The organism is Cronobacter dublinensis subsp. dublinensis LMG 23823 (assembly GCF_001277235.1).
GTDB classification, from domain to species: domain Bacteria; phylum Pseudomonadota; class Gammaproteobacteria; order Enterobacterales; family Enterobacteriaceae; genus Cronobacter; species Cronobacter dublinensis.
Window position 1 is genome coordinate 1,367,447 of sequence record NZ_CP012266.1, and the last position, 24,936, is coordinate 1,392,382.

The 24,936-nt window shown below is 59.0% G+C and carries 23 protein-coding genes and 1 pseudogene; 19 read left to right on the forward strand and 5 right to left on the reverse strand.

The window, feature by feature from the left end; translation table 11 throughout:
• Window positions 1-5: 5 nt before the first annotated feature.
• Together kdpA and kdpF are read right to left on the reverse strand one after the other, a co-directional pair.
• Window positions 6-1,688 (reverse strand): potassium-transporting ATPase subunit KdpA, encoded by a 1,683-nt coding sequence (gene kdpA, locus AFK67_RS06245; protein ID WP_007719977.1) that lies wholly within the window; start codon window positions 1,686-1,688, stop codon window positions 6-8.
• A complete protein-coding gene (gene kdpF, locus AFK67_RS21605) occupies window positions 1,688-1,777 on the reverse strand; it encodes a K(+)-transporting ATPase subunit F (RefSeq protein ID WP_071601114.1) in 90 nt (29 codons plus the stop codon). The genes kdpA and kdpF overlap by 1 nt, the downstream gene beginning before the upstream one ends.
• A 315-nt stretch (window positions 1,778-2,092) precedes the next feature.
• On the opposite strand from kdpF, the gene AFK67_RS06250 reads away from it, so the two are divergent.
• From AFK67_RS06250 to pxpA, 7 genes are all read left to right on the forward strand, one after another.
• On the forward strand, window positions 2,093-2,299 hold the full coding sequence (locus tag AFK67_RS06250) for a YbfA family protein (protein WP_007719978.1): 207 nt from the start codon (window positions 2,093-2,095) through the stop codon (window positions 2,297-2,299).
• A 149-nt stretch (window positions 2,300-2,448) separates the two neighbouring features.
• Window positions 2,449-3,405: a YbgA family protein gene (locus tag AFK67_RS06255; RefSeq protein ID WP_007719979.1), complete on the forward strand. Its 957-nt coding sequence runs from the start codon at window positions 2,449-2,451 to the stop codon at window positions 3,403-3,405.
• A 12-nt stretch (window positions 3,406-3,417) separates the two neighbouring features.
• The gene (gene phrB / locus AFK67_RS06260; protein WP_007719980.1) at window positions 3,418-4,839 is read left to right on the forward strand and encodes a deoxyribodipyrimidine photo-lyase; all 1,422 of its coding nucleotides are present in this window, start codon (window positions 3,418-3,420) and stop codon (window positions 4,837-4,839) included.
• A gap of 9 nt (window positions 4,840-4,848) precedes the next feature.
• Window positions 4,849-5,592, forward strand: a complete 744-nt coding sequence (locus AFK67_RS06265; protein WP_007719981.1) for a type 2 GTP cyclohydrolase I — start codon at window positions 4,849-4,851, stop codon at window positions 5,590-5,592.
• Between the two features lie 20 nt (window positions 5,593-5,612).
• Window positions 5,613-6,269, forward strand: a complete 657-nt coding sequence (pxpB, locus tag AFK67_RS06270) for a 5-oxoprolinase subunit PxpB (protein ID WP_038873470.1) — start codon at window positions 5,613-5,615, stop codon at window positions 6,267-6,269.
• On the forward strand, window positions 6,263-7,195 hold the full coding sequence (gene pxpC, locus AFK67_RS06275; RefSeq protein WP_007719983.1) for a 5-oxoprolinase subunit PxpC: 933 nt from the start codon (window positions 6,263-6,265) through the stop codon (window positions 7,193-7,195). The genes pxpB and pxpC overlap by 7 nt, the downstream gene beginning before the upstream one ends.
• Window positions 7,185-7,919: a 5-oxoprolinase subunit PxpA gene (pxpA, locus tag AFK67_RS06280; RefSeq protein ID WP_007719985.1), complete on the forward strand. Its 735-nt coding sequence runs from the start codon at window positions 7,185-7,187 to the stop codon at window positions 7,917-7,919. The genes pxpC and pxpA overlap by 11 nt, the downstream gene beginning before the upstream one ends.
• A 1-nt stretch (window position 7,920) precedes the next feature.
• Here the strand turns inward: pxpA and AFK67_RS06285 are convergent, their stop codons facing one another.
• Window positions 7,921-8,469 (reverse strand): winged helix DNA-binding protein, encoded by a 549-nt coding sequence (locus AFK67_RS06285; RefSeq protein ID WP_038873463.1) that lies wholly within the window; start codon window positions 8,467-8,469, stop codon window positions 7,921-7,923.
• Between the two features lie 247 nt (window positions 8,470-8,716).
• Here AFK67_RS06285 and AFK67_RS06290 point away from each other — a divergent pair, with 247 nt between their 5' ends.
• From AFK67_RS06290 to nei, 4 genes are all read left to right on the forward strand, one after another.
• Window positions 8,717-9,439: a DUF969 domain-containing protein gene (locus AFK67_RS06290; RefSeq protein WP_007719990.1), complete on the forward strand. Its 723-nt coding sequence runs from the start codon at window positions 8,717-8,719 to the stop codon at window positions 9,437-9,439.
• Window positions 9,436-10,422, forward strand: a complete 987-nt coding sequence (locus AFK67_RS06295) for a DUF979 domain-containing protein (RefSeq protein WP_007719991.1) — start codon at window positions 9,436-9,438, stop codon at window positions 10,420-10,422. Before AFK67_RS06290 ends, AFK67_RS06295 begins: the two co-directional genes overlap by 4 nt.
• Before the next feature lie 31 nt (window positions 10,423-10,453).
• A complete protein-coding gene (locus AFK67_RS06300) occupies window positions 10,454-11,449 on the forward strand; it encodes a DUF2891 domain-containing protein (protein WP_007719992.1) in 996 nt (331 codons plus the stop codon).
• Between the two features lie 104 nt (window positions 11,450-11,553).
• On the forward strand, window positions 11,554-12,345 hold the full coding sequence (gene nei / locus AFK67_RS06305) for an endonuclease VIII (protein ID WP_007719993.1): 792 nt from the start codon (window positions 11,554-11,556) through the stop codon (window positions 12,343-12,345).
• A gap of 116 nt (window positions 12,346-12,461) precedes the next feature.
• On the opposite strand, the gene AFK67_RS06310 is transcribed toward nei, so the two are convergent.
• Both AFK67_RS06310 and AFK67_RS23695 read right to left on the reverse strand, forming a co-directional pair.
• The gene (locus AFK67_RS06310) at window positions 12,462-13,748 is read right to left on the reverse strand and encodes a citrate synthase (protein WP_007719994.1); all 1,287 of its coding nucleotides are present in this window, start codon (window positions 13,746-13,748) and stop codon (window positions 12,462-12,464) included.
• Between the two features lie 232 nt (window positions 13,749-13,980).
• Entirely contained in the window at window positions 13,981-14,070 is a 90-nt protein-coding gene (locus AFK67_RS23695; protein WP_418884782.1) for a hypothetical protein, read from the reverse strand.
• 317 nt (window positions 14,071-14,387) lie between these two features.
• On the opposite strand from AFK67_RS23695, the pseudogene sdhC reads away from it, so the two are divergent.
• The 8 genes and pseudogenes from sdhC to sucD all read left to right on the forward strand — a co-directional run bounded on the left by sdhC (window position 14,388) and on the right by sucD (window position 24,192).
• Window positions 14,388-14,791: pseudogene (sdhC, locus tag AFK67_RS06315) on the forward strand (succinate dehydrogenase cytochrome b556 subunit).
• The gene (gene sdhD / locus AFK67_RS06320; RefSeq protein WP_007719996.1) at window positions 14,785-15,132 is read left to right on the forward strand and encodes a succinate dehydrogenase membrane anchor subunit; all 348 of its coding nucleotides are present in this window, start codon (window positions 14,785-14,787) and stop codon (window positions 15,130-15,132) included. Before sdhC ends, sdhD begins: the two are co-directional and overlap by 7 nt.
• A complete protein-coding gene (sdhA, locus tag AFK67_RS06325) occupies window positions 15,133-16,899 on the forward strand; it encodes a succinate dehydrogenase flavoprotein subunit (RefSeq protein ID WP_032967051.1) in 1,767 nt (588 codons plus the stop codon).
• 15 nt (window positions 16,900-16,914) lie between these two features.
• The gene (locus AFK67_RS06330) at window positions 16,915-17,631 is read left to right on the forward strand and encodes a succinate dehydrogenase iron-sulfur subunit (protein ID WP_007756395.1); all 717 of its coding nucleotides are present in this window, start codon (window positions 16,915-16,917) and stop codon (window positions 17,629-17,631) included.
• A 372-nt stretch (window positions 17,632-18,003) separates the two neighbouring features.
• Window positions 18,004-20,811, forward strand: a complete 2,808-nt coding sequence (gene sucA, locus AFK67_RS06335) for a 2-oxoglutarate dehydrogenase E1 component (protein WP_007720000.1) — start codon at window positions 18,004-18,006, stop codon at window positions 20,809-20,811.
• A gap of 14 nt (window positions 20,812-20,825) precedes the next feature.
• Window positions 20,826-22,046 carry a 2-oxoglutarate dehydrogenase complex dihydrolipoyllysine-residue succinyltransferase gene (gene odhB, locus AFK67_RS06340; protein WP_007720001.1) on the forward strand — a complete coding sequence of 407 codons (1,221 nt, stop codon included), beginning with the start codon at window positions 20,826-20,828 and terminating at the stop codon, window positions 22,044-22,046.
• A 110-nt stretch (window positions 22,047-22,156) separates the two neighbouring features.
• Window positions 22,157-23,323 (forward strand): ADP-forming succinate--CoA ligase subunit beta, encoded by a 1,167-nt coding sequence (sucC, locus tag AFK67_RS06345; protein ID WP_007720002.1) that lies wholly within the window; start codon window positions 22,157-22,159, stop codon window positions 23,321-23,323.
• On the forward strand, window positions 23,323-24,192 hold the full coding sequence (gene sucD / locus AFK67_RS06350; protein WP_007720003.1) for a succinate--CoA ligase subunit alpha: 870 nt from the start codon (window positions 23,323-23,325) through the stop codon (window positions 24,190-24,192). The genes sucC and sucD overlap by 1 nt, the downstream gene beginning before the upstream one ends.
• The last annotated feature ends 744 nt before the right edge of the window (window positions 24,193-24,936 follow it).

A 24,936-nucleotide genomic window follows, 5' to 3' on the forward strand; every position in this document is an offset into this window, starting at 1 on the left:
AATGGTCATTTCACAAGAGAAAGGTGTTCCGCGACCGGGCCTAAGGCGAGGGCGGGGATAAAGGTCAGGGCGCCGACCAGCAGCACCGTGCCCGTCAGCAGGCCGATAAACAGCGCGCCGTGAGTAGGCAGCGTGCCGGGGCTCGCGGGCTGGGCTTTTTTGGCGGCGAGCGACCCGGCAATCGCCATCACTGGCACAATCACCAGGAAGCGGCCAAACCACATGCAGAACGCCAGCAGCAGGTTCCAGAACGGCGTGTTGGCGCTAAGGCCCCCGAAGGCGCTGCCGTTGTTATTGGCGGCCGACGACACCGCGTACAGCACTTCGCTAAACCCGTGAATGCCGGGGTTGAAAATGCCCGCGCGGCCCGCGTCGGTCATCAGCGCCAGCGCCGTGCCGATAAGCACCAGCGCAGGGGTGACCAGGATCGCCAGCGCGGTCATTTTCATCTCGCGCACGTCGATTTTTTTACCGAGGTATTCCGGCGTGCGGCCAATCATCAGCCCGGCGATAAACACGCCCAGCAGCACGAACAGCAGCATCCCGTACAGCCCGGATCCGACGCCGCCAAATACCACTTCGCCAATCTGCATCAGCCACATCGGCAGCATGCCACCGAGCGCGGTGAAAGAGTCGTGCATGGCGTTGACCGCGCCGCACGAGGCCGATGTGGTCACCACCGCGAACAGGCTGCTGGCGAGGATGCCAAAGCGGCTCTCTTTGCCTTCCATATTCACCGCGCTGTCGGCACCGAACGTCAGGAAGTGCGGGTTCCCCGCGGTTTCGGCCCACATCACCAGCGCCACGCAGACTACGAAAATCACCGTCATGGTCCACAGAATGGCGCGGCCCTGACGCGCGTTGCCCACCGCATCGCCGAAGGCGAAACAGAGCGCCGCCGGGATAATGAAAATCGCCAGCATCTGTACGAAGTTCGTTAGCGCAGTCGGGTTTTCAAACGGGTGTGAAGAGTTGACGTTAAAGAAGCCGCCGCCGTTGGTGCCGAGCATCTTGATGGCTTCCTGCGAGGCGACCGGGCCCATCGGCAGCATCTGCTGTGCGCCTTCAAGCGTGGTAAACGGCTGGTAGGCTGAGAAGTTTTGAATCGCACCTTGTTGAATAAAAAACAGGGCGATAATCAGCGAAATGGGCACCAGCACCCACAGCGTCACGCGGGTGAGATCCTGCCAGGCGTTGCCGAGCGTGCTCGCCGACTGGCGCGCGAACGCGCGGATCAGCGCAAACGCCACGGCGATGCCGGTGGCGGCGGAGAGGAAGTTCTGCACCGCGAGGCCCGCCATCTGGCTGAAATAACTTAAAGTGCTTTCGCCCGCATAGGCTTGCCAGTTGGTATTGGTGACGAAGCTCACCGCCGTATTGAGCGCCAGATCCCAGGAAAGCCCCGGCATCTGCTGCGGATTCAGCGGCAGAAAGCCCTGGCACATGAGAAGGGTAAACAGCACCACCAGCCCGAGCGCGTTAAACAGCAGGATTGCCAGCAGATAGCGCTTCCAGTCCATCTCCTCGTGTTGAATACCGAGCACGGTCCAGAGCACGCGCTCCACGCCGCCCACGCCCGGCAGGGGCTCGCCGTCGATAAGCCGGGCCAACAGGGCGCCGAGCGGTCTTGCGAGCGCCATCAGTACCAGTAAAAAACTGGCGATAAGTAAAAATCCCGAGGCCGCCATCAGAACGCCTCCGCATTAATCAGGGCGTATACCAGATAGCCCAGCAACAGGAAAACCAGCACGATGCCGGTTAGCAGGCCTGCACTCACAATCCACCTCCATGGGGGTTTTTGGAATATGGGCAGAGGGTAGGGATTCAGGCGTAAAGGTTTCGCAAAAATCGCGAAGCAGGGTGTAAAAAAAATATAAAAATCACAAAGACCCTGATTTAACTGCGGGTTAGTATTTCGTTAACCATTTTGTAACTTATTTACGGTATCAATTGTAAAGATGCTAAGAATTGGTCTTAAAAGGTGGTCGGATGAGTAGTAAAATTACAGGCAAAACGGTACAATTTTAACCAGCTCACAAAATTCACTTTCCGGCCTTGCGTGCCGGGCAATTTAAAAATGGGGGAGAAACCTATGTCTTTATATAAAAAATATCCTTCGCATCAGGTCTTCCTGCGTCGCGCGCTGGTGCTGGTGGCGGGCATTGTCGCTCTGCCCGTAATGCTGTTCTGGAAAGATCGCGCACGCTTTTACAGCTATCTGCATCGCGTGTGGTCGAAAACCAGCGATCAGCCGGTCTGGATGGCCCAGGCGGAACAAACCGCTAGCTATTTCTACTGATTCGCGCGCACCCTTAAAAACCGCTCACATTGAGCGGTTTTTTTATGCCTGCGCTACCTGCGCGCCGCTGCGTTTTTCGCAGTCATCAGACTGGTGTTAACAGGCCGCCTCTGGCTACACTGAGAGTGTATAAAAATGAGGATGGCCGAATGAGTATAAAAATCCCTGTTGGCATTAGCGCCTGTCTTTTAGGGGAAAATGTGCGTTTTGACGGCGGCCATAAACGGCTCGCCTTTGCGGTGGAAGAGCTGGCGCCCTGGGTGAAGTATGAGCCGGTCTGCCCCGAAATGGCGGTGGGCCTGCCGGTGCCGCGCCCGGCGCTGCGTCTGGTGAAAACCGACGACGGCCACCCTGCGCTGCGCTTTAGCGATAAACGCGAGGGCGATTTAACCGAGGAGATGACGGCCTTTTCCGAGGCGCGCGTCAGCCGTCTTGGTCACCTGTGCGGCTATATTGTCTGCGCCAAGTCGCCAAGCTGCGGCATGGAGCGCGTGCGCGTCTACGATGCGGACGGTAAAAATAACCGTAAAGCCGGTCGCGGCATCTACACCGATATTCTGATGAAAGCGCTGCCCTGGCTGCCGGTGGAAGAGGACGGACGCCTGTACGACCCGGCCATTCGCGAGAATTTCGTCGAGCGCATTTATACCCTGCATGAACTGCACGCGCTGCGCGCCGAAGGGCTGACGCGCGGTAATCTGATAGCCTTTCACAGCCGCTACAAACTTCTGCTGCTGGCGCATTCGCAGCCGCTCTATCGCGAGCTGGGGCGCTTTGTCTCCGCCATCGACAAGTGGGAGTCTCTGGATGCCTATTTCGAGGAGTACCGCATGCGCCTGATGACGCTGCTGTCGGTACAGGCGACTCGCCGCAACCACACCAACGTACTGATGCATGTGCAGGGCTACTTCCGCGAGCAGCTCAACGGGCGTCAGCGTCAGGAGCTGTCCACGCTTATCGACCGCTACCGTCAGGGCACCCAGCCGCTGCTGGCGCCGGTGACGCTGCTTAAGCACTACATGGCGGAATTCCCTGACCCCTACCTTGATCAACAACGCTATTTCGAGCCTTACCCGGAAGCGCTGCGCCTGCGCTATGGCCGTTAAACAAGGAGTGTTATGACCACGCATCTGGTCTGGTTTCGCGCGGATTTACGCGTTTTTGATAACCTGGCGCTCGCCGCCGCCTGCCGTGACCCCGACGCGCGGGTGATCGGTCTTTTTATCGCGACCCCGCAACAGTGGCGCGATCACACGCTCGCGCCGCGCCAGGCGGCGTTCATCTGGCAAAACCTTGAGGCGCTGCAGCTGGCGCTCGCGAAACGCGGCATTCCGCTCTTTACCCGCGAGGCCCCCGATTTCGCCGCCGCCGTGGAGACGCTCGCGACGTTTTGCGACGAGCATCAGGTCTCGGCGCTTTTTTACAACTATCAGTATGAGCTGAACGAGGCCCGGCGCGACGCGGCGGTCGAGCGCCGGCTTGCTGAGCGCGTCGCCTGCCAGGGCTTTGATGACAGCGTGATGCTGCCGCCCGGAAGCGTCGTGACCGGTAGCGGCGAGATGTATAAAGTTTTCACGCCGTACAGCCGGGCATTTTTGCGCCGTCTCGGCGAAGGGCTGCCGCCGTGCGTGAACGCGCCAAAACCGCGCGCGGGCGGTGCGATAAGCGACGTGCCCGCGCTCGCCCCCTTTGATTACCCGTGCGAGACGCCGGACGCGCTGCTGTTTCCGGCGGGCGAGGAGGCCGCGCTGCAACGCCTGCGCGAATTCTGCCAGACGGCGGCGGGCGACTATCCCGAAAAGCGCGATTTCCCGGCAATTCGCGGCACCAGTTTGCTTTCGCCCTATCTCGCCATCGGCGTGCTGTCGCCGCGCCAGTGTCTGCATCGCTTGCTCACCGAACACCCGCGCGCGCTGGAAGGCGGCAGCGGGGCGGTCTGGCTAAATGAGCTTATCTGGCGCGAGTTCTATCGCCATCTTATCGTCGCCTGGCCGTGCCTGTGCCGTCATCAGCCGTTTGTCGACTGGACGGCGCGGGTGGCGTGGCAGCAGAACGACGCGCTGTTCGAGGCCTGGTGCGAGGGGCGCACGGGTTACCCGATTGTCGACGCCGCCATGCGTCAGATGAATGCGACCGGCTGGATGCATAACCGGTTGCGTATGATAACCGCCAGCTTTCTGGTCAAAGACTTACTGGTCGACTGGCGGCGTGGCGAACGCTATTTTATGTCGCAACTGATCGACGGCGATTTCGCGGCGAACAACGGCGGCTGGCAGTGGGCGGCTTCGACAGGCACCGACGCCGCGCCTTATTTCCGCATCTTCAACCCCACCACGCAGGGGCAGCGGTTTGACGCCGACGGCGATTTTATCCGCCGCTGGGTGCCGGAGCTGAGCCACATCCCCGGCAAGGCGGTGCATGAGCCGCATGACTGGGCGAAAAAGCAGGGCGCGGCGCTGCGTTATCCGAAACCCATCGTCGACCATAAAAAAGCCCGCGTCGCCACGCTCGCGGCGTTTGAAGCGGCCCGTAAGGAATAGAGAGACCCTATGAAAAACAGCGAACTGGAACAACTGATTAACGACAAACTCAACAGCGCGACGTTCAGCGATTACGCGCCGAACGGGTTGCAGGTCGAAGGCCGCGATGAGGTGCGAAAAATCGTCACCGGCGTGACCGCAAGCCAGGCGCTGCTTGATGAAGCGGTGCGCCAGCAGGCGGACGCCGTGATTGTGCACCACGGCTATTTCTGGAAAGGCGAATCGCCGGTGGTGCGTGGCATGAAGCGCAACCGCCTGAAAACGCTGCTGACCCACGACATTAATCTCTACGGCTGGCACCTGCCGCTCGACGCGCACCCGCAGCTTGGCAATAACGTCCAGCTGGCGCAGCTGCTCGGCATTGAAGTAAAAGGCGAAATCGAACCGCTGGTGCCGTGGGGCGAGCTTTCGATGGCGGTCTCTGGCCCGGAATTCGCCTCCTGGCTTGAGGCGCGTCTGGGGCGTCGTCCGCTGTGGTGCGGCGATACCGGCCCTGACCTTGTGAAACGCGTCGCCTGGTGTACCGGCGGCGGCCAGAGCTTTATCGACAGCGCGGCGCGCTTCGGCGTCGATGCGTTTATCACCGGCGAAGTGTCGGAGCAGACCATTCACTCGGCGCGTGAGCAAGGGCTGCACTTTTACGCCGCCGGCCACCACGCCACCGAGCGCGGCGGCATTCGGGCGCTCAGCGAGTGGCTGAACGAAACCACCGATCTGGACGTGACCTTTATCGATATCCCGAACCCGGCTTAAACAACACAAGAGAGGAAAACGTGCAGCGAGCCCGTTGTTATCTGTTAGGCGAAAGCGCCGTGGTGCTTGAGCTGGAACCGCCCGTGACGCTTGCCAGCCAGCAGCGGATCTGGGGGCTGGTGCAGCGTCTGGAGGCGGTGCCCGCCGTGGTGGAAGTCATTCCCGGCATGAATAACATTACCGTGATGCTGCGCGAGCCCGGCACGATGGCGCTGGACGCGATTGAGCGGCTACAGCGCTGGTGGGAGGAGAGCGAGGCTATTCTCCCCGATGCGCGGCGTATTGAAATCCCTGTCGTCTACGGCGGCGACGGCGGGCCGGATCTGGCAGACGTGGCGCGCCACGCCGGGCTTAGCGAAAAGCAGGTGGTGGAGAAGCACTCGCAGGTGGATTACGTGGTCTATTTCATCGGCTTCCAGCCGGGCTTTCCCTATCTCGGGGGGCTTGCGCCCGAGCTTGCCACGCCGCGTCGCGCCGAGCCAAGGCTGTCGGTGCCCGCAGGCTCTGTGGGCATCGGCGGCAGTCAGACCGGTATTTATCCGCTGCCCACGCCTGGCGGCTGGCAGATAATCGGCCACACGCCGCTTGCGCTGTTTAACCCGCAGAAAAACCCGCCGGGCCTGCTCGCGCCCGGCGACACCGTGCGCTTTGTGCCGCAACCGGAGGGCGTATGCTGAAGATTATTCGCGCGGGCATGCACGCCTCGATTCAGGACGGCGGCCGCGTCGGGCTGCGCCAGTACGGCGTGAGCCAATGCGGCGCGCTCGATGGCCCATCGTTACAGATTGCCAACCTGCTGGTGGGCAACGATCCGAACGCGGCGGCGCTCGAAATCACGCTCGGCCAGTGTGTGGTCGAGTTCACCGAAGAGACCTGGTTTGCGCTCACCGGCGCGGGTTGCGATGCGACGCTGGATGAACGCGCCGTCTGGACCGGCTGGCGGCTGCTGGCCCGCGCAGGGCAGCGCTTAACGCTTAAGCTGCCGCGCCGCGGCATGCGCAGCTATCTGGCGCTGGCGGGGGGCTTCAACGTGCCGGAGGTGATGGGCTCGCGCAGTACTGATATCAAAGTGGGCGTCGGCGGTTTTGAAGGGCGCCTGCTGCGCGACGGCGACGTCGTGCCGGTGAACCCGGCCACCCGCCACTTTCGCGAGGCGCGCGGCGTGAAGCAACTGCTGTGGGGTAACCGTATCCGCGCGCTGCCGGGGCCGGAGTATCACGAATTCAGCCACGCGGCGAAAGAGGCGTTCTGGCGCACGCCCTGGCAGTTAAGCCCGCAGAGCAACCGCATGGGCTACCGGCTGCATGGTCATGTGCTGGAGCGCACTACGGAGCGCGATCTGCTCTCGCACGGGCTGTTGCCTGGCGTGGTGCAGGTGCCGCCCGGCGGCCAGCCGATTGTGCTGATGAACGACGCCCAGACCACCGGCGGCTACCCGCGCATCGCCTGTGTTATCGACGCCGATCGCTATAACCTCGCGCAGCTGCGTCTGGGCGAGCCCATTCACTTTGTGCAGTGCTCCATCGAAGAGGCGCTGAAAGCGCGCAGCGATCGCGAGCGCTACCTGCAACAACTGGCATGGCGGCTGAACGATGAAGATTGATCTGAATGCCGATCTCGGCGAGGGCTGCGGTAACGACGCGCTGCTGATGCCGCTGATTAGCTCGGCCAACATCGCCTGCGGATTCCACGCGGGCGACGCGCAGACCATGCGCGAGAGCGTGCGGCTGGCGCTGGCGCACGGCGTGGCCATCGGCGCGCATCCGGGCTTTGCGGACCGCGAAAACTTCGGGCGCACGGCGATGCAGCTGCCGCCGGAGACGATTTACGCCGAGACGCTTTACCAGGTCGGCGCGCTCGCGGCCATTGCGCGCGCCGAGGGTGGCAGGATCACGCATGTGAAACCGCACGGGATGCTGTATAACCAGGCGGCGAAAGACGCGGCGCTTGCGGACGCCATCGCCCGCGCGGTGAAGGATTTTGATGCCGCGCTGCTGCTGGTGGGGCTGGCCGGGAGCGAGCTGATTCGCGCGGGCGCGCGCCATCAGCTTGCCACGCGCGAAGAGGTATTCGCCGACCGCGGTTATCTGGCGGACGGCTCGCTTGTGCCGCGCAGCGAGCCGGGCGCATTAATCGAGGATGACGACGAGGCGGTGTCGCGCACGCTCTCAATGGTGCTGGAGGGGCGAGTGCGAAGCCGGGAAGGGGGCTGGGCTGCGGTCAACGCCCAGACGGTCTGCCTGCACGGCGACGGCGCGCACGCGCTGGCGTTCGCGCGCCGGTTACGTGACGCCTTTGACGCGCGCCAGATACCGATAAGCGCGTAACTTACAGCGATGCCGCCGCCCGCGCGGCGGTGTCGTAAAGCGAGGCGATGGTGCGCAGCAGTTGCGCCGTTTCGCCAATCGCGGCCCCCGGAATGCCGCTCTCCACCTGAATGGCGATAAGACACGCCTCGCGCACATCGCGGTATTTCATGCACAGCGCTTTGCCTTCTTCAGTGGTCGAAAAATAAAGCTCTTTTCCTACCTTTTCGCTGGTGACATACCCGGCCTTCACCAGCTTTTTCAGCGCGTAGGTCACGATGTGCGTGTCTTCGACGTTCAGCACAAAGCAGATATCCGCCAGCTTTTTCTTGCGGTTGCGGTGGTTGACGTGATGCAGCAACGACACGTCGAACGCGCCCATATCCGGCTCGCCTGCCGCCGTCATGCAGCGCACCATCCATTTGTTAAACGCGTTGCTAGTCATGATCAGCGCGTATTCCAGCTCCGATAATTCGGCGCAGCGCTCCGATACCAGGTGGCGGGACGAGACGATGCGCCCGTCGGTGATGTCATCATTACTCTTTGATGTTGCAGTTTTTTTCTGGCTCATCGCGTCCCTCTTCCTCCTGGGGGTATTCGCAAAAACTATAAAACGTAACCGACAAAATAAAAACATTTTATTGATAAATTGTTTACATGTTGTGACCGTTCAGATATAGCTTTTTGGTCAGGTTCTGCACGTTCACAGCGCCTGACAACACAACAACGTTCGCCGCAATGCCCACGCTTCGCCACCCCGGCGAATGACAAAAACAGCCTTCGGCGTGCAACGCTCACTTTGGAAAGGGTAACAATGTATGGACGGTTCCTCTCTGTTGCCGCTCATCGGGATCCCGGTGGTGGTTCTCGGTTTTGCGCTGCGCTTTAACCCGCTGCTGGTCGTGGTGGTCGCCGGGCTGACGACAGGGCTCACGGTCGGTATGGATTTTGGCATGCTGCTGGAAACCTTTGGTGAAAAATTTGTTAACAGCCGTTCGCTCGCAACCTTCATTCTGATCCTGCCGGTGATTGGCCTGCTGGAGTATTACGGCCTGAAAGAGCGCGCCCAGGCGTGGGTGGCGAAAATCGCCAGCGCCACGTCAGCGCGAATTCTGATGCTCTATTTCGTGGTGCGCGAAGGCACCGCCGCGCTCGGGCTGATGTCGCTCGGCGGCCATGCCCAGACCGTGCGTCCGCTACTGGCGCCGATGGCTGAAGGCGCGGCGCTTAATGAATATGGCGAGCTGCCGCAACACATTCGCGACAAAATCAAAGCCCACGCCGCCGCATGCGACAACATCGCCGTGTTCTTCGGCGAAGATATTTTTATCGCTTTCGGCGCGGTGTTGCTGATTGACGCCTTCCTGAAAGAGAACGGCATAGCGGGCATCGAGCCGCTGCATATCGGCCTCTGGGCCATCCCGACCGCTATCGCGGCGCTGATTATTCATATGGCGCGCCTGCTGCGACTCGACGCCAGCGTGCGCCGTGACGTGATGGCCTGGCGTGCGGAGCAGGGCAAAGAGGAGGCGGCGCAATGAGCACGTTACTGACCATTAACCGCGTCTATTACCTGATTGGCTTTGTCGTGATGCTGCTGGTGGTGATGACGCTGCGCGATCGCGGCAACCCGAAGCGCTTTACCACCGCGCTGTTCTGGTTCCTGTTCGGCGGTATTTTCCTCTTCGGCGATCTGATGGTGCAGGAGCTGGGCCGTTCGCTGGCCTACCGCATCATCGGCGGCGCGGTGATTGTGATAGCGCTGCTGGCGGGCTTTGGGCTGGTAGGGAAGGGGCACTATAAAATGTCTACCGAGGCGGAGCGCGAAGCGTCGTCGCAGCGCCTGCGCAACTGGCTGTTCCTGCCCGCCCTGCTGATCCCGGTGGTGACGGTCATCGGCACGCTGTTTTTAAAAGGCGTTTCGGTGGGCGGCGTGTTCCTGCTGGATCAAAAACAGCTGACGCTTGCCGCGCTGTGCGTCGCGTGCGTCGCGGCACTGCTGGTCGGCTGGTGGCTGACGCGCGGCACGCCGCTCCATGCGGTCCGCCAGTCGCGCCGTCTGGTGGATACCATCGGCTGGGCGGTCATTTTGCCGCAGATGCTGGCGATGCTCGGTGGCGTGTTTGTCGTCGCCAATACCGGCACCGCGGTGCAGCAGGTGGTGAGCCTGTTTGTCGACCCGGAAAACCGTTTCCTGCTGGTGGTGATTTACTGCATCGGCATGGCGCTGTTTACGATGATCATGGGTAACGCGTTTGCGGCGTTCCCGGTGCTGAGCGCGGGTATTGCGCTGCCGCTGTTGATTAACCATCACCACGGCGACCCGGCGCCGCTGCTGGCTATCGGCATGTATGCCGGGTATTGCGGCACGCTGATGACGCCGATGGCGGCCAACTTTAACATCGTTCCCGCCGCGCTGCTGGAGCTGAAAGATAAGTATCAGGTGATAAAAATTCAGATCCCCACGGCGGTGACGCTGCTGGTGGTGAATGTTTTCCTGATGTATTTCATCGTGTTCCGCTAAGCGCGGCGCGGTTGCCTTCTAAGGAGCTGTTATGACACTGACGCTATCCCAGGCCGACGCCTTCGCCCGGATGCCTTTAACGTATCTGCGCCAGGAGTATCCGAACCACATCATGCATCTGATGAACGACGATGCCGATGCGCTGCCGCCGCGCGAACTGCACCCGGTTTTTTACGGCTGCTTTGACTGGCACTCGGCGGTGCATGGTTACTGGCTGCTGCTGCGCTGCCTGCGACTTTACCCGACGCTGCCGTGCCGCGACGACATCATCGCGCTGTGTGATGAGCACATCACGCCCGCGAATGTCGCGCGCGAAGTCGCCTACTTTACCGCGCCGTTTCGCGCGTCGTTCGAGCGTCCGTATGGCTACGGCTGGCTGCTGGCGCTCGCTCAGGAGCTGAAGCAGTCGGCACTGCCTCAAGCCGCGCGCTGGCACGAAACACTTGAGCCGCTGACGCAGGATATCCGCGCGCGCCTTATCGATTATCTCAGCAAGCTGACCTACCCGATCCGCGTCGGCACGCACTACAACACGGCGTTTGCGCTGGCGCTCGGCCTCGATTACGCCCGCGCGCTGAATGACGGGGCGCTGGCGCACGCCATTACGGAGGCGACCACGCGGTTTTATCAGGCCGATACGGCGTACCCGGCGCACTACGAGCCGGGCGGCGATGAGTATCTCTCCGGGGCGCTGACCGAGGCGCTGCTGATGAGCAAAACGGCGGAGCATTTCCCGGCGTGGTTCGACGCGTTCCTGCCGGATATCGGCGGCGTGGCGGCGCTGATGAACCCGGCGGTGGTGAGCGATCGCGCCGACCCGAAAATCGCGCACCTCGACGGGCTTAACTTAAGCCGCGCCTGGTGCATGAAGCATATCGCGGCGGCGCTGCCGGAACATCACGCCGCGCAGTCGCCGCTGAACGAGGCGGTGGCGCGCCATCTCGCGGCAAGCGTTGAGCATGTCGTCGGCAGTCACTACAGCGGCGGCCACTGGCTCGCGAGTTTCGCGCTGCTGGCGCTGGAATAACCGCTTCGACCGCCGCATTTATGCGGCGGTTTTGTTTTCTCCCGGGTCTCGCTGCTACAGTTATCCTCAGGTTTTAATGATGATGTCACCTAAAAGGATGCACGATGCCGGAAGGACCGGAGATCCGCCGCGCGGCGGACAAACTTGAAGCGGCGGTGGCCGGTAAACCGCTGACCCACGTCTGGTTTGCTTTTCCTGAACTGAAAGCGTTTGAGGCGGCGCTGACGGGCGCGCGCGTCGAGCGCTTCGAAACCCGGGGTAAAGCGCTGCTGACGCATTTTTCCAACGGGCTGACGCTCTACAGCCATAACCAGCTGTACGGGGTCTGGCGGGTGGTGAAGGCGGGCGAAACGCCCCAGACCACGCGCAGCCTGCGGGTGCGGCTCGACACCCCCGATGCCGCGGTTCTGCTCTACAGCGCCTCGGAAATTGAGATGCTCGACGCCGACGGCGTGGCGGCGCACACGTTTTTACAGCGTGTCGGGCCGGACGTGCTGGATCTGTCGCTGACGGTGGAACAGGTCAAAGAACGACTGTTAAGCCCGCGCTTTCATCGCCGACAGTTTAGCGGGCTATTGCTCGATCAGGCGTTTCTCGCCGGGCTTGGCAACTATTTGCGGGTGGAGATCCTCTGGCAGGCGCAGCTTGCGCCGCGCCATAAAGCGTCAGCGCTGAACGACGCGCAACTCGACGCGCTGGCCCGCGCCTGCCTTGATATTCCCCGGCTTTCCTACCAGACGCGCGGCCAGGCGGATGAGAACAAACACCACGGCGCGCTGTTTCGCTTCGAGGTGTTTCATCGCGCCGGGAAAAAATGCCGCCGGTGCGGGGGGATTATCGAAAAAACGACGCTGTCGTCGCGGCCGTTTTACTGGTGTCCGGGGTGTCAGAAGTGATGAGGCGTGGGGGATGATGGGGAATGGTGGGTGCGGCTTCGCACCCGCCGGGCTGATGAAACCGCCATAAAAAAACGCGCCCGCAGGCGCGTTTTTCAGATTATCCGCAGCGTGAATTAGCGCGACGAGACATCTGATTTGAAATCACGCTGCTCGTAGCCGGTGTAGAGCTGACGCGGACGCGCGATTTTCATACCTTCGCTGTGCATTTCGTTCCAGTGCGCAATCCAGCCCACGGTACGCGCCATGGCGAAGATTACGGTGAACATTGAAGACGGAATACCCATCGCTTTCAGGATGATACCGGAGTAGAAATCCACGTTCGGGTAGAGTTTCTTCTCAATGAAGTACGGGTCGTTGAGCGCGATGTTTTCGAGCTCCATCGCCACTTCCAGCAGGTCATCTTTGGTGCCGAGCTCTTTCAGCACTTCGTGACAGGTTTCACGCATCACGGTAGCGCGCGGGTCATAGTTTTTGTAAACGCGATGACCGAAGCCCATCAGGCGGAAAGAGTCGTTTTTGTCTTTCGCGCGACGCACGAATTCCGGAATGTGCTCAACGGTGCTGATCTCTTCCAGCATCTTGAGTGCGGCTTCGTTCGCGCCGCCGTGTGCCGGTCCCCACAGGGAGGCGATACCGGCCGCGATGCACGCAAACGGGTTCGCGCCGGAGGAGCCTGCGGTACGGACAGTCGACGTCGAGGCGTTCTGCTCATGATCCGCGTGCAGGATCAGAATGCGATCCATCGCGCGCTCCAGCACCGGGTTAACCTCGTAAGGTTCGCACGGGGTGGAGAACATCATATTCAGGAAGTTGCCGGAGTAAGAGAGGTCGTTACGCGGATAAACAAACGGCTGGCCAATCGAATATTTGTAACACATCGCCGCCACAGTCGGCATTTTGGAGAGCAGGCGGAACGCCGCAATCTCACGGTGGCGCGGGTTATTGACGTCCAGCGAGTCGTGGTAGAACGCCGCCAGCGCGCCGGTCACGCCGCACAGCACCGCCATCGGATGGGAATCGCGACGGAAACCGTGGAACAGACGGGTGATCTGTTCGTGGATCATGGTGTGGCGGGTCACGGTGGTTCTGAATTCGTCGTACTGCTCCTGAGTCGGTTTTTCGCCGTAGAGCAGGATGTAGCACACTTCGAGATAGTTGGACTCGGTGGCTAACTGATCAATAGGGAAACCGCGGTGCAGCAGGATACCTTCGTCACCATCAATAAAGGTGATTTTGGACTCGCAGGATGCGGTAGAGGTAAAGCCGGGGTCAAACGTGAAAACACCTTTAGAACCAAGACTACGGATATCGATTACATCCTGACCGAGCGTGCCTTTTAGCACATCCAGTTCAATAGCACCATCACCGTTATAGGTTAGGTTTGCTTTTTTATCAGCCATTTACGGTCTCCTTAGCGCCTGTTGCTTGCGACGGTTAACCGCCGATTTACCTCCAGCCAGCAGGGGGACAGTTGCCAGTTTGTTGTGTGGCGCGCAGCTCTGTTTCAGAGGGGAAACCAGGGTACAGAGCGATGGGCGGCTTGCAGGCAACCATTTAAACCTGGGTGAAATAACAGTAAATCAGGGTGTTAGCCGTCAGTCTTTTTCAAACCTGATTATCACTAATACCTGGCTAAATTACTGCGGTCAATACCGGCACACTGTTACATAACTTATTCTCAGGTGAAAGCATGACCCCATAACTTTTGCGAATTATATGCATTTCCTGGTGATGTTTGTAACTAATTTGTTTAACATTTGTCAAATCAGATGATTAAAAATTAAAATAATGTTGTTATCGTGATCCTGGTCACTGTTCCGACCAAAAGCGGCCAAAGTATTTGTATGTTAATTGTAATGATATTGTGAACATCCTATACTGCCGCCAGGTCTCCGGAACACCTTGCAACCGCGAGCCACCCAGCGTAGTAACACGTCATGCAGCCTTTGGAAGCGGTGATTTTGCATGACGCGGAGTTATAGAAAGATGACGCTGCTTGACCCGCCTGCAGACCGGAGGAAGGACACAATAAGAACAGCATGTGGGCGCATTCATGATAAAAAAGGTGAATAAACAACGACCTGTCAACCTGGATCTGACAACGATCCGGTTTCCTGTCACCGCGATCGCTTCTATCCTCCACCGCGTTTCCGGCGTGATTACCTTTGTCGCCGTCGGCATTCTGCTTTGGTTGTTAGGGCTGTCTCTCTCGTCTCAAGAAGGCTTTCTGACCGCGTCCAGCATCATGGACAGTTTCTTCGTTAAATTCATCATGTGGGGCATCCTCACCGCACTGGCGTATCACGTCGTCGGCGGCGTTCGCCATATGTTGATGGATTTCGGCTACCTTGAAGAAACCTTCGCAGCAGGCCAACGCTCCGCTAAGTTCGCTTTTATTATTACTGTCGTGCTTTCAATTCTCGCAGGAGTCCTCGTATGGTAAGCAACGCCTCCGCATTAGGACGCAACGGCGTACATGACTTCATTCTCGTTCGCGCCACCTCCATCGTCATGACGCTGTATATCATTTATATGATTGGCTTCTTCGCGATGAACGGCAACCTGACGTATGAAGTCTGGACAGGTTTCTTCTCCTCCACCTTCACCAAAGTGTTCACCCTGCTGACCCTGGTTTCGATTCTCGTCCATACGTGGATTGGGATGTGGCAGGTGCTGACCGACTACGTAAAACATCTGGCGCTGCGCCTCTTTTTGCAGCTGGCGATTGTCGTCGCTCTGGTGGTTTACGTGATTTATGGCTTTGTTGTGGTGTGGGGTGTGTAAATGAATTTGCCAGTCAGAGAATTTGATGCCGTTGTTATTGGCGCAGGCGGTGCAGGTATGCGCGCGGCGCTGCAGATTTCCCAGAGCGGCCAGACATGCGCGCTGCTCTCCAAGGTGTTCCCGACCCGTTCTCACACCGTTTCCGCCCAGGGCGGTATTACCGTTGCGCTTGGCAATTCCCATGAAGATAACTGGGAATGGCACATGTATGACACGGTAAAAGGTTCCGACTATATCGGCGACCAGGACGCGATTGAATATATGTGTAAAACCGGCCCTGAAGCGATTCTGGAGCTTGAGCACATGGGGCTGCCGTTCTCCCGTCTTGACGACGGCCGTATCTACCAGCGCCCGTTCGGCGGCCAGTCGAAAAACTTCGGCGGCGAGCAGGCGGCGCGCACCGCAGCGGCGGCGGACCGTACCGGTCATGCGCTGCTGCACACGCTTTATCAGCAGAACCTCAAAAACCACACCACGATTTTCTCCGAGTGGTATGCGCTGGATCTGGTGAAAAACCAGGATGGCGCGGTTGTCGGGTGTACGGCGCTGTGCATCGAAACCGGCGAAGTGGTTTACTTCAAAGCCCGCGCGACCGTGCTGGCGACCGGCGGCGCAGGCCGTATTTATCAGTCCACCACCAACGCCCACATTAACACCGGCGACGGTGTCGGCATGGCGCTGCGCGCCGGCGTGCCGGTGCAGGATATGGAAATGTGGCAGTTCCACCCGACCGGCATCGCCGGGGCGGGCGTACTGGTCACCGAAGGCTGCCGCGGTGAAGGCGGCTACCTGCTGAACAAACACGGCGAACGCTTTATGGAGCGTTACGCGCCGAACGCGAAAGACCTCGCGGGTCGCGATGTGGTGGCGCGCTCCATCATGATCGAAATCCGTGAAGGCCGCGGCTGCGATGGTCCGTGGGGCCCGCACGCCAAGCTCAAGCTCGACCATCTGGGCAAAGATGTTCTGGAATCCCGTCTGCCGGGTATTCTGGAGCTTTCCCGCACCTTCGCGCATGTCGACCCGGTCAAAGAGCCGATCCCGGTTATCCCGACCTGCCACTACATGATGGGCGGTATTCCGACCAAAGTGACCGGCCAGGCGCTGACCGTGAATGCGCAGGGCGAAGACGTGGTGATCCCGGGCCTGTTCGCCGTCGGCGAAATCGCCTGTGTGTCGGTACACGGCGCCAACCGTCTGGGCGGCAACTCGCTGCTTGACCTGGTGGTGTTTGGCCGTGCGGCGGGGCTGCATCTGCAGGAATCCATCGCCGAGCAGGGCCCGCTTCGCGACGCCAGCGACTCTGACGTGGAGCTCTCTCTGGAGCGACTTAACCGCTGGAACACCAACCGCGACGGCGAAGACCCGGTCGAAATCCGCAAAGCGCTGCAGGAATGTATGCAGCACAACTTCTCGGTATTCCGCGAAGGCGACGCGATGGCCAAAGGGCTTGAGCAGCTGAAAGCCATCCGCGAGCGCCTGAAAAACGCGCGTCTTGACGATACCTCCAGCGAGTTCAACACCCAGCGCGTCGAGTGTCTGGAGCTGGATAACCTGATGGAAACCGCTTACGCCACGGCCGTATCGGCGAACTTCCGTACCGAGAGCCGCGGCGCGCATAGTCGCTTCGACTTCCCGGACCGCGACGACGAAAACTGGCTGTGCCACAGCCTCTACTTGCCGCAAACAGAGAGCATGACGCGTCGCGAAGTGAATATGCAGCCTAAGCTGCGCCCAGCTTTCCCGCCGAAAGTGCGTACTTATTAAGAGCGGAGCAATGTGATGAAACTCGAGTTTTCCATTTATCGCTATAACCCGGATGTCGACGACGCGCCGCGCATGCAGGATTACACCCTGGATCAGGAAGAAGGGCGCGACATGATGCTGCTCGACGCCCTGATGCTGCTGAAAGAAAAGGACCCGAGCCTCTCTTTCCGCCGCTCCTGCCGTGAAGGCGTGTGTGGCTCCGACGGCCTGAACATGAACGGTAAAAACGGTCTGGCCTGTATTACGCCGGTCTCAAGCTTAGGCGCGGGTAAGCAGAAAATCGTTATCCGTCCGCTGCCCGGTCTGCCGGTTATCCGCGACCTCGTAGTGGACATGGGGCAGTTCTACGCCCAATATGAGAAGATTAAACCTTACTTGTTGAATAATGGACACAATCCGCCGGCGCGCGAGCATTTGCAGATGCCGGAACAGCGCGAGAAGCTCGACGGGCTGTATGAGTGCATTCTCTGCGCCTGCTGTTCGACGTCGTGCCCGTCGTTCTGGTGGAACCCGGATAAGTTCATTGGTCCGGCAGGGCTGCTGGCCGCGTATCGCTTCCTTATCGACAGCCGCGATACCGAAACCAACGAGCGCCTGGATGGCCTTAGCGACGCGTTCAGCGTGTTCCGTTGCCACAGCATCATGAACTGCGTGAGCGTTTGTCCGAAGGGGTTAAACCCGACGCGCGCCATCGGTCATATTAAGTCGATGCTGTTGCAGCGCAGCGCGTAAGCACGCGTTGTGGTTGTAGTAGTGGCGGGTGCGCATACGCTTACCCGCCCTACAAAGAAATATCCCTCTCCCTGAGGGGAGAGGGAAAAGCAGGAAACCTTTAAAAACTGCCACAGAGAATAGGTAACCGAGATTTTCTGAGCGAGACAAGGCGCGGCTGAACGAGTCCCCAGGAGCATAGTGACCTATGTGACTGGGGTGAGAGAAAGACGCAACGCCGTCGCAGCCAGAAAAGCGAGAGTTACAGGCTGTTTTTAAAGGTTCCTTCGCGGGCCCGCACTAGACAAGAGCTCGCAGGTGAACCCCGGCACGTACAACACTGTACGTGGTAGTTTCTACGGCGAAATAAGCAGACATGCTTAAGGGATCACGATGCAGAACGGCGCAATGAAAGCCTGGCTGGACTCTTCTTACCTCTCTGGCTCTAACCAGAGCTGGATAGAACAGCTCTATGAAGACTTCTTAACCGATCCTGATTCAGTGGACGCCCACTGGCGCTCTATGTTCCAGCAACTGCCTGGCACCGGCGCGAAACCGGATCAATTCCATTCAAAAACGCGTGATTATTTCCGTCGTCTGGCGAAGGATGCCTCACGTTACTCTTCCTCGATTTCCGACCCTGACACGAATGCGAAGCAGGTTAAAGTCCTGCAGCTTATTAACGCCTATCGCTTCCGTGGCCACCAGCACGCGAATCTCGATCCGCTTGGCTTGTGGCAGCAGGAGCGCGTCGCGGATCTGGATCCTGCTTTCCACGATCTGACCGAAGCCGATTTCCAGGAAACCTTTAACGTAGGCTCTTTCGCGCTCGGCAAAGAGACCATGAAGCTCGGCGATCTCATCGAGGCGCTTAAGCAGACTTACTGCGGCTCCATCGGCGCGGAATACATGCATATTACCTCGACCGAAGAGAAACGCTGGATCCAACAGCGTATCGAATCAGTCACAGGCCACGCGGGCTTTAGCGCGGATGAGAAAAAACGCTTCCTGAGTGAGCTGACCGCAGCGGAAGGTCTGGAGCGTTATCTGGGCGCCAAATTCCCTGGCGCGAAACGCTTCTCGCTCGAAGGCGGCGATGCGTTAATCCCGATGCTTAAAGAGATGATTCGCCATGCCGGTAAGAGCGGCACGCGCGAAGTGGTGCTGGGTATGGCGCACCGCGGTCGTCTTAACGTCCTGATTAACGTGCTCGGTAAAAAACCGCAGGATCTGTTTGACGAATTTGCCGGTAAACATAAAGAGCATCTCGGCACCGGCGACGTGAAATACCACATGGGTTTCTCGTCCGACATCGAAACCGAAGGCGGCTTGGTACACCTGGCGCTGGCGTTTAACCCGTCGCACCTGGAGATTGTCAGCCCGGTGGTTATTGGCTCCGTGCGCGCGCGTCTCGACCGTCTGGATGAGCCGAGCAGCAACAAAGTGCTGCCGATCACCATTCACGGCGACGCCGCCGTCGCAGGGCAGGGCGTGGTTCAGGAAACCCTGAACATGTCCAAAGCGCGCGGGTACGAAGTGGGCGGTACGGTACGTATCGTTATCAACAACCAGGTGGGCTTTACGACGTCCAACCCGCTTGATGCCCGCTCCACCCCGTATTGCACCGACATCGGCAAAATGGTGATGGCGCCGATTTTCCACGTCAACGCGGACGATCCGGAAGCCGTGGCGTTTGTTACCCGCCTGGCACTCGATTTCCGCAACACCTTCAAACGCGACGTGTTTATCGACCTGGTGTGCTACCGCCGTCACGGCCATAACGAAGCCGACGAGCCGAGCGCGACCCAGCCGCTGATGTATCAGAAAATCAAAAAGCATCCGACCCCGCGCAAACTCTACGCTGACAAGCTGGAGCAGGAAGGCGTGGCGAAGCTTGAGGACGCGACCGAGATGGTCAACCTTTACCGCGACGCGCTGGATGCCGGCGAGTGCGTGGTGAAAGAGTGGCGTCCGATGAACATGCACTCCTTCACCTGGTCGCCGTATCTCAACCATGACTGGGATGAAAGCTACCCGAATAAAGTCGAGATGAAGCGTCTGCAGGAGCTGGCGAAGCGCATCAGCACCGTGCCGGACGGCATTGAGATGCAGTCGCGCGTGGCGAAAATTTACGGCGACCGTCAGCTGATGGCGAACGGCGAGAAACCGTTCGACTGGGGCGGGGCGGAAACGCTGGCCTACGCGACGCTGGTCGATGAAGGCATTCCGGTGCGTCTGTCCGGCGAAGACTCCGGTCGCGGTACGTTCTTCCACCGTCACGCGGTGGTGCATAACCAGACCAACGGGTCGACCTGGGTGCCGCTGCAACACATTCATAACGGCCAGGGCCAGTTTAAAGTCTGGGACTCCGTACTCTCTGAAGAAGCGGTGCTGGCGTTTGAATATGGCTATGCCACCGCAGAGCCGCGCACCCTGACCATCTGGGAGGCGCAGTTTGGCGACTTCGCCAACGGTGCGCAGGTCGTTATCGACCAGTTCATCAGCTCCGGCGAGCAGAAATGGGGCCGTATGTGCGGTCTGGTGATGTTGCTGCCGCACGGCTATGAAGGCCAGGGCCCTGAGCACTCCTCCGCGCGTCTGGAGCGTTATCTGCAGCTCTGCGCCGAGCAGAACATGCAGGTGTGCGTGCCGTCAACGCCTGCGCAGGTTTACCACATGCTGCGTCGTCAGGCGCTGCGCGGTATGCGTCGTCCGCTGATTGTCATGTCGCCAAAATCGCTGCTGCGCCACCCGCTGGCCGTGTCCACGCTGGATGAACTGGCGAACGGCGCGTTCCAGCCTGCTATCGGCGAAATCGATGACATCGATCCGCAAGGCGTGAAACGCGTCGTGCTCTGTTCTGGTAAGGTTTATTACGACCTGCTGGAACAGCGTCGTAAGAATGATCAGAAGGATGTGGCGATTGTCCGTATCGAACAGCTCTATCCGTTCCCGCATCACGCGTTGCAGGAAGCGCTGAAGCCGTTCGCGCACGTACATGATTTCGTCTGGTGCCAGGAAGAGCCGCTCAACCAGGGCGCCTGGTATTGCAGCCAGCACAACTTCCGTGAAGTGATTCCGTTTGGTTCTGCATTACGTTATGCAGGCCGCCCGGCCTCCGCCTCGCCTGCGGTAGGGTATATGTCCGTTCACCAGAAACAGCAACAAGATCTGGTTAATGACGCGCTGAACGTCAATTAATTAAAGGATAAATAATGAGTAGCGTAGATATTCTTGTTCCCGACCTGCCTGAATCCGTTGCTGACGCAACCGTGGCCACCTGGCACAAAAAGCCGGGCGACGCGGTGAAACGCGATGAAGTGCTGGTAGAAATCGAAACTGACAAAGTGGTACTGGAAGTACCGGCGTCGGCTGACGGCGTTCTGGATGCGATACTGGAAGACGAGGGCAGCACCGTGACCTCTCGCCAGGTTCTGGGCCGCCTGAAAGAAGGCAACAGCGCAGGCAAAGAGAGCAGCGCCAAACCGGAAGAGAAAGCGTCTACCCCGGCGCAGCGCCAGCAGGCATCGCTCGAAGAACAAAATAACGACGCGCTGAGCCCGGCGATTCGCCGTCTGCTCGCCGAACACAACCTCGACGCGGCGGCCATTAAAGGCACCGGCGTGGGCGGCCGTCTGACCCGGGAAGACGTGGAAAAACATCTGGCGAAAGCGAACGGCAGCGACGCGGCAAAAGCACCGGAACAAGCGGCCGCTGCTGCGCCGCAACTCGGCGCCCGCAGCGAAAAACGCGTGCCGATGACGCGTCTGCGTAAGCGTGTCGCCGAGCGTCTGCTGGAGGCGAAAAACTCCACCGCGATGCTGACCACGTTCAACGAAGTAAACATGAAGCCGATTATGGATCTGCGTAAGCAGTACGGCGACGCCTTCGAAAAACGTCACGGTATCCGTCTGGGCTTTATGTCTTTCTACGTGAAAGCGGTCGTGGAAGCGCTGAAACGCTTCCCGGAAGTGAACGCGTCTATCGATGGCGACGACGTGGTGTATCACAACTACTTCGACGTCAGCATGGCGGTCTCCACGCCACGCGGTCTGGTTACGCCGGTCCTGCGTGACGTTGACGTGCTGGGCATGGCCGACATCGAGAAAAAAATCAAAGAGCTGGCCGTGAAAGGCCGCGACGGCAAACTGACCGTGGAAGACCTGACCGGCGGTAACTTCACCATTACCAACGGCGGCGTTTTCGGCTCGCTGATGTCCACGCCAATCATCAACCCGCCGCAGAGCGCGATCCTTGGCATGCACGCCATTAAAGATCGCCCGATGGCGGTGGACGGCAAGGTGGAGATCCTGCCGATGATGTACCTGGCGCTCTCCTACGATCACCGCCTGATCGATGGCCGTGAATCCGTAGGTTTCCTGGTGACCATTAAAGAGTTGCTGGAAGATCCGACTCGTCTGCTGCTGGACGTGTAGTTTCAGAAGGGCGGCTCGTCCGCCCTCAGGTAGTGTTTATGGTCGCGCCGCGAGGCGCGGCAATTTCGAACTCCGAGCGTGAATGCGCTTTTTCTTGATGGACTGAAGAGATGAACTTACACGAATATCAGGCGAAACAGCTGTTTGCCAGATCAGGCTTACCGACGCCAGTGGGTTATGCCTGCTCAACCCCGCGTGAAGCAGAAGAAGCCGCCTCTAAAATCGGCTCCGGCCCGTGGGTGGTGAAATGCCAGGTTCACGCGGGCGGCCGCGGTAAAGCGGGCGGTGTAAAAGTCGTTAAGAGCAAAGAAGAGATTCGCGCCTTTGCCGAGCACTGGCTGGGCAAACGCCTGGTGACCTACCAAACTGACGCCAACGGTCAGCCGGTCAACCAGATCCTGGTGGAAGCCGCGACCGATATCGCGAAAGAACTCTACCTCGGCGCTGTGGTTGACCGTGGCACCCGTCGCGTGGTGTTTATGGCCTCGACCGAAGGCGGCGTGGAAATTGAAAAAGTGGCGGAAGAAACCCCGCACCTGATCCACAAAGTCTCTATCGATCCGCTGACCGGCCCGATGCCGTATCAGGGACGCGAGCTGGCCTTTAAACTGGGTCTTGAAGGGAAACTTATCCAGCAGTTCACCAAAGTGTTCATGGGCCTGGCCAACATTTTCCTGGAGCGCGACCTGGCGCTTATCGAAATCAACCCGCTGGTTATCACCTCTCAGGGCGACCTGATCTGTCTCGACGGCAAACTGGGCGCTGACGGCAACGCGCTGTTCCGCCAGCCGGATCTGCGTGAAATGCGCGACCAGTCTCAGGAAGACCCGCGCGAAGCACAGGCCGCGCAGTGGGAACTGAACTACGTGGCGCTGGATGGCAACATCGGTTGCATGGTAAACGGCGCGGGCCTCGCGATGGGCACCATGGATATCGTGAAGCTGCACGGCGGCGAGCCGGCGAACTTCCTGGACGTGGGCGGCGGCGCGACTAAAGAGCGCGTAACCGAAGCGTTCAAAATCATTCTGTCTGACGACAAAGTGAAAGCCGTTCTGGTTAACATCTTCGGCGGCATCGTGCGCTGCGACCTGATTGCCGACGGCATCATCGGCGCGGTGGCGGAAGTGGGCGTGAACGTGCCGGTGGTGGTGCGTCTGGAAGGCAACAATGCCGAGCTGGGCGCGAAGAAACTGGCCGACAGCGGCCTGAATATTATTGCAGCGAAAAGTCTGACGGATGCAGCTCAGCAGGTAGTTGCTGCTGTGGAGGGGAAATAATGTCCATTCTGATCGATAAAAACACCAAAGTTATCTGCCAGGGCTTTACCGGCAGCCAGGGGACATTCCACTCCGAACAGGCGATTGCCTACGGTACGCAGATGGTTGGCGGCGTCACGCCGGGCAAAGGCGGCACCACGCACCTCGGCCTGCCGGTGTTTAACACCGTGCGCGAAGCCGTAGAAGCGACCGGCGCGACCGCGTCTGTGATTTACGTACCGGCGCCGTTCTGCAAAGACTCCATCCTGGAAGCCATCGATGCAGGCATTAAGCTCATCATCACCATTACCGAAGGCATCCCGACGCTGGATATGCTGACCGTAAAAGTGAAGCTGGATGAAGCGGGCGTGCGCATGATTGGTCCGAACTGCCCGGGCGTTATCACCCCAGGCGAGTGCAAAATCGGTATCATGCCGGGCCACATTCATCAGCCAGGCCGCGTGGGGATCGTCTCCCGCTCCGGCACCCTGACCTATGAAGCGGTTAAGCAGACCACCGATTACGGCTTCGGCCAGTCCACCTGCGTGGGCATCGGCGGCGACCCGATCCCGGGTTCTAACTTCATCGACATCCTCAAGCTGTTCCAGGAAGATCCGCAGACCGAAGCGATCGTGATGATCGGCGAGATCGGCGGTAGCGCGGAAGAAGAAGCGGCGGCGTACATTAAAGATCACGTTACCAAACCGGTGGTGGGCTACATTGCGGGCGTTACCGCGCCGAAAGGCAAGCGTATGGGCCACGCGGGCGCGATTATCGCAGGCGGCAAAGGCACGGCGGATGAGAAATTCGCCGCGCTGGAAGCGGCAGGCGTTAAAACCGTTCGCAGCCTGGCGGACATCGGCGACGCGCTGAAAACCATTCTGAACTAAACGTCTCGCCTCGTGGATGCGAGGTAAACACATCCAATAATAAGATTCGACATGGTTGGCTACCCGCAAGGGTAGCCTTTTTTATTGCCTGCGGCGGTGCCTGGGCGCGTTTGCGGGCGGCAATGTTCATTATGATGCTACAACCCTCCTGAAACGCCTTCTGGGCGCATTTGCGCGTCAGGCTTTACGGAATCCGGCGCAGCCGATGAGCACGTGTTACAGAGGCGCTGAACGTAAAACAGGGCATCACGCTCAAGGCTTGCGCAGGCGTATTCATTCACGCCAGGTGGTTTGATGAGGATTTCACGGTTCCGAGAGGACATGACGCTTTTGTGGCGTGCTGCAATAAGCGATAAGTTTTAATAGTGAAATTAATAAGTAAATTAATTGTGAAATAAAAAGATATTTTTTGATCTAAGGAATTTCGATTCACTGCCGATATTAACAAGGAAGTGTGATTGATATCTCGAATCGATGTTCAGAGAAATAACCCAGAGTTATTATTCGTTGCGCTTTGGTAACCCGATAGTCGTTAAAAAAACACTTATCGTTAACATTATTTTCACTTAACCCGTTCGGGGTGAAACATAATTAACAATGGGTATAAAAACTGATTTGAATCAAACTTTTTCAGTTGATAAAAAGCGTGAGAAAGCGCTAAATTGCGGTTGATCAATCTGGTCTCGGAGCGGCAATTTAGGTATAAATTGATCGCCATCGAAAAACGCAAATAACGGTATGTGC